This window comes from Curvivirga aplysinae (assembly GCF_009711445.1).
In the GTDB taxonomy this organism is placed as follows: Bacteria; Pseudomonadota; Alphaproteobacteria; order UBA8366; family Aestuariispiraceae; genus Curvivirga; species Curvivirga aplysinae.
The window spans coordinates 1-3,897 of the sequence record NZ_SMMC01000044.1; the positions used below are offsets into that span (position 1 = coordinate 1).

The 3,897-nt window shown below is 44.7% G+C and carries 4 protein-coding genes; all 4 read left to right on the forward strand.

The window, feature by feature from the left end; all coding sequences use genetic code 11:
* The coding region (locus tag E1160_RS00440) for an ArsR/SmtB family transcription factor (protein WP_235914005.1) at positions 1–994 on the forward strand (994 nt) is incomplete at its 5' end.
* 2 nt (positions 995–996) lie between these two features.
* On the forward strand, positions 997–1,839 hold the full coding sequence (locus E1160_RS00445; protein ID WP_155153024.1) for a methylenetetrahydrofolate reductase: 843 nt from the start codon (positions 997–999) through the stop codon (positions 1,837–1,839).
* A 13-nt stretch (positions 1,840–1,852) separates the two neighbouring features.
* Positions 1,853–2,725: a homocysteine S-methyltransferase family protein gene (locus E1160_RS00450; RefSeq protein WP_155153025.1), complete on the forward strand. Its 873-nt coding sequence runs from the start codon at positions 1,853–1,855 to the stop codon at positions 2,723–2,725.
* Positions 2,726–2,943: 218 nt separating this feature from the next.
* Entirely contained in the window at positions 2,944–3,852 is a 909-nt protein-coding gene (locus tag E1160_RS00455; protein WP_155153026.1) for a methyltetrahydrofolate cobalamin methyltransferase, read from the forward strand.
* Positions 3,853–3,897: the final 45 nt, after the last annotated feature.

Here is a 3,897-nt window from a genome sequence, read left to right on the forward strand (position 1 = left end):
AGCAATGGATGAATTACTTGAGGCATTAAAGGCAATTGCGGAACCAACTAGGTTTCGCATTCTGGTATTATGTGCACATGGTGAGCTTACGGTAAGTGAGCTTGTGGATATTCTCGGGCAGAGTCAGCCGCGTGTTTCACGTCATTTGCGTTTGATGGTTGAGGCCGGCGTCCTTCAACGTCAGCAAGAAGGAAGTTGGGCATGGTATCGGGCGACAGGCGACGCATCATCTTTGGCAGCTGGACGTCGAGCCAATCAATCCTTAGCAACTTTGGTCGAGCAAATTACAGACCTTGTGCCATTGGATGACCCTATTATCACAAAGGATTTGGAGCGTTTAGATCGTATCAAGGAAACACGAGATCAAAAAGCGGCAGAATATTTTGCCGTGAATGCATCTGAATGGAATAAAATTCGCAGTTTACATGTGGATGAGGCTGAGGTCGAAACAGCTCTGTTAAAAGCATTTGATAAACATGATATGGGGCATTTTCTTGATATTGGTACGGGTACAGGGCGTATCTTATCTGTTCTTTCTGATAAAGTGGAAGCTGCTGTTGGTGTAGATACATCAGGTCAAATGCTCGCAATTGCGCGTTCTGCGCTTGCAAAAACTGAACTTGATAAATGTCAGGTACGTCAGGCGGATATGTATAATTTACCATTTGAAAAAGCTGCATTTAATTCGGCCTGTTTTCATATGGTTTTACATTATGCGAGTGATCCTGAAGCTGCCATTCGCGAGGCATCACGTGTTTTAGCGCCTGGGGGTCGAATCGTAATTGTGGATTTTGCGCCTCACTCAAATGAAGAGCTTCGTAAGAAACATGCACATCTTTGGTCCGGTTTCTCAAATGAAGAGATTACTCGATGGTGTGAAAATGCGGGATTAAATGTAAATGCACCCGTGAATTTTGAAGACGGTCCGTTGACAGTTTGCCTGTGGACAGCGGATCTACCAGCTAACATAAACTCGATTGAGGAGGTGGCGTAACAATGTCTGCCATTCGGCTAAGTTTTGAAACTTTTCCCCCTAAACATGAAACTGGGCGTGGGAAATATCTTGAGATGTTAAATACGTTTCAGAAATATTCTCCGATGTTCCAATCCATGACTTACGGGGCAGGAGCTTCGGATCGTAGTCGAAGTGAACGACTTGTTTCGAAATCCGCTCAATGCATTGGTGCCACACAATTTGTGCCTCATTTGGCAGGTGGCGGTCAGGATGAAGAGCGAATTAAAGAGTTGGTTTCTAATTGGTGGGATGACGGTATCCGTCATATTGTTGCTTTACGCGGTGATGACGCTGGTGAAGGTGAAACTAAATGCGCTGCTGATTTAGTCAACGTGATCCGTGAGGTAAATGACTTTGAAATTTCTGTTGCTGGGTATCCTGAAACACATCCAAAGTCTGCTTCTCAAGAAGCTGAGTTGCAACATCTTAAAAGGAAGGTTGAGGCTGGTGCTTCAAAGGTTCTAACTCAGTTCTTCTTTGATGCCGATGTGTTTCTTAGATATCGCGATAAGTGCGACGCATTTGGTCTGGACGTGAAAGTTGTGCCAGGAATTTTGCCGATATCGACTTTGGCACAAGTTCAACGCTTTGCAAAACAATGCGCAGCCACAGTGCCCGACTTCATAATAGATCGATTTTCTGGGTTGGAAGATCAGCCAGAAGCGACTGCAGCCATTGCAGTGATAACAGTCGTTGAGTTAATAGAGCGACTGAATAGGGAAGGGGTGAAGGACTTTCATCTTTACACATTGAGTAACGTACCTTGCACTTTGGCTATATGCCATTCGTTAGGCATCTATCCTGAACAAAAACTTGCTGCATAGAGGAGGATTTATTATGCGCAATATTATTAAAGCTCTCGACGAACGTGTACTTTTATCTGATGCACCTATGGCGCGTAGCCTTGATATGTCCTCTTTGGATGTAGAGCGGGATTTATATGGAAATGCAGCAACTTTAGCTGTACTCAATATCACACGCCCAAATTTGGTATTTAAGGCGCATCAGAAACATCTTCTCGCAGGCGCAGATATAGTGCGAACAAATAGTTTGGATATCTCACCGTTAAGCTTGAAGGGAAGCGAATTGGAGCAGGAAGCTTTTATTCTTAATTATAAAGCTGCTGAGATCGCATCTGAAGCTGTGGATTCTGTTGCTGGACATGGCCGTCGTCGTTTTGTCTTAGGTATTATCCGAGATACAGGTTGGACTGCTGGACCTGCAGAGGTCGTTGAAGCTATTTCTCTTCAAGCGGAAGCATTGCTTGCGGGGGGCGTAGATGGATTATTGCTTGATTGTTTACCCGGTATTGGCCGCATCCAGCCAATTGTGACTGGTGCGCGAAAGGCATTGTCTGCGCATGGTTATCATGGCGCAGCGTTATTCTTACAACAGAACCGTGATGAGGCTGGAACGAATTATAGTAGTCATGTTTTATCGCAAGTGGATGGTGTCGTGCGTTATCGTCCTGGATTTGCAAAAGTTGCGAAAGATGTAGAGAACTGGATTGATCAGGAAAAAGTCAATTTGATCGGCGGCGGTGCATCGGTGTCTGATATTGTTCAATTGGATGGTATTTTACGGGGGCTGGCCGAAGACAGATTACGTCCATTACAAAGTTGGACCAAGGAAATTGCGCCAGCAGATCGTTTTGAACCTGTTTCATCATGGAACCATTATGATGAAGATAAAGAGTTAGCATTGACTTAAATGCCAAAAAATAATTTGAAGCTTGCGACAAAGTGAAATGTCGCAAGTTTTCAAATTAAGATGACGCACACAGAATTGAATTGGGCGCGATTGAGGCTTCTCAATTCTCTTTGATGGCGTAAACACAGCAGAAGTAATAATTCGGCTGACTGGGGGTATGGTCAGCTAGTGTGTTTAATACCCCGCATAAATATTCTACTACAAGCGAGGAAGACGACATGACACGTACAGTCATCAGCTCTGCAACCAAAGAAGTTGTAATCGGTTTTGACCAACCATTCTGTGTAATCGGCGAACGTATCAACCCAACAGGCCGTAAAAAGCTTGCTGCGGAAATGAAAGAAGGCAACATGGAAACAGTTAAGGCTGATGCTTTAGCTCAGGTTGCAGCTGGTGCACATGTACTTGACGTAAACGCAGGTATTCCTTTGGCTGATGAGCCACAAATTTTGGCTGATACAATTGAGTTGGTTCAGTCTTTGGTTGATGTGCCTCTTTGCATTGATTCCTCCATCGTAGCTGCGTTGGAAAAAGGTTTATCTGTATACAAAGGTAAAGCTTTGTTGAACTCTGTAACTGGTGAAGACGAGCAAATGGAACAGGTTCTTCCATTGGTGAAAAAATACGGTGCAGCTGTTGTTGGTATTTCCAACGATGAAACAGGTATCTCCGAAGATCCAAATGTACGTTTCGAAGTTGCGAAGAAAATCGTAAACCGTGCGGCTGATTATGGCATTCCTGCGCATGACGTTGTAATTGATCCATTGGTAATGCCAATTGGTGCTTTGGGTACAGCTGGTCGTGGTGCATTGGAATTGATCCGTCGTCTTCGTGAAGAATTGAAAGTGAACACAACATGTGGCGCTTCCAACATCTCCTTCGGTTTGCCAAACCGTCGTGGCATTAACGGTGCTTTCTTGGCGATGGCATCCGGTTACGGTATGACAACAGCGATTATGAACCCGCTTCATGATGAAGACATGAATGCGATTATGGGTGCTGACGTGATTAACGGTGTGGATAAAGATTGTACACGCTGGATCCAAAAATTCCGTGAGCCAGCTCCGGAAGGTGCAGGTGGTCGTGGTGGTCGCAGTGGCGGTCGCCGTCGTCGCTCTGCAGCATAATTAAATTTGTAAAAGGGCGTCTGATTTCTTCAGACGCCTTTTTTT

Bases quoted from the DNA above. Each gene is read 5' to 3' on its own strand.
- E1160_RS00445 (WP_155153024.1), top strand. From the start codon at position 997: ATGTCTGCCATTCGGCTAAGTTTTGAAACTTTTCCCCCTAAACATGAA.
- E1160_RS00450 (WP_155153025.1), top strand. From the start codon at position 1,853: ATGCGCAATATTATTAAAGCTCTCGACGAACGTGTACTTTTATCTGAT.
- E1160_RS00455 (WP_155153026.1), top strand. From the start codon at position 2,944: ATGACACGTACAGTCATCAGCTCTGCAACCAAAGAAGTTGTAATCGGT.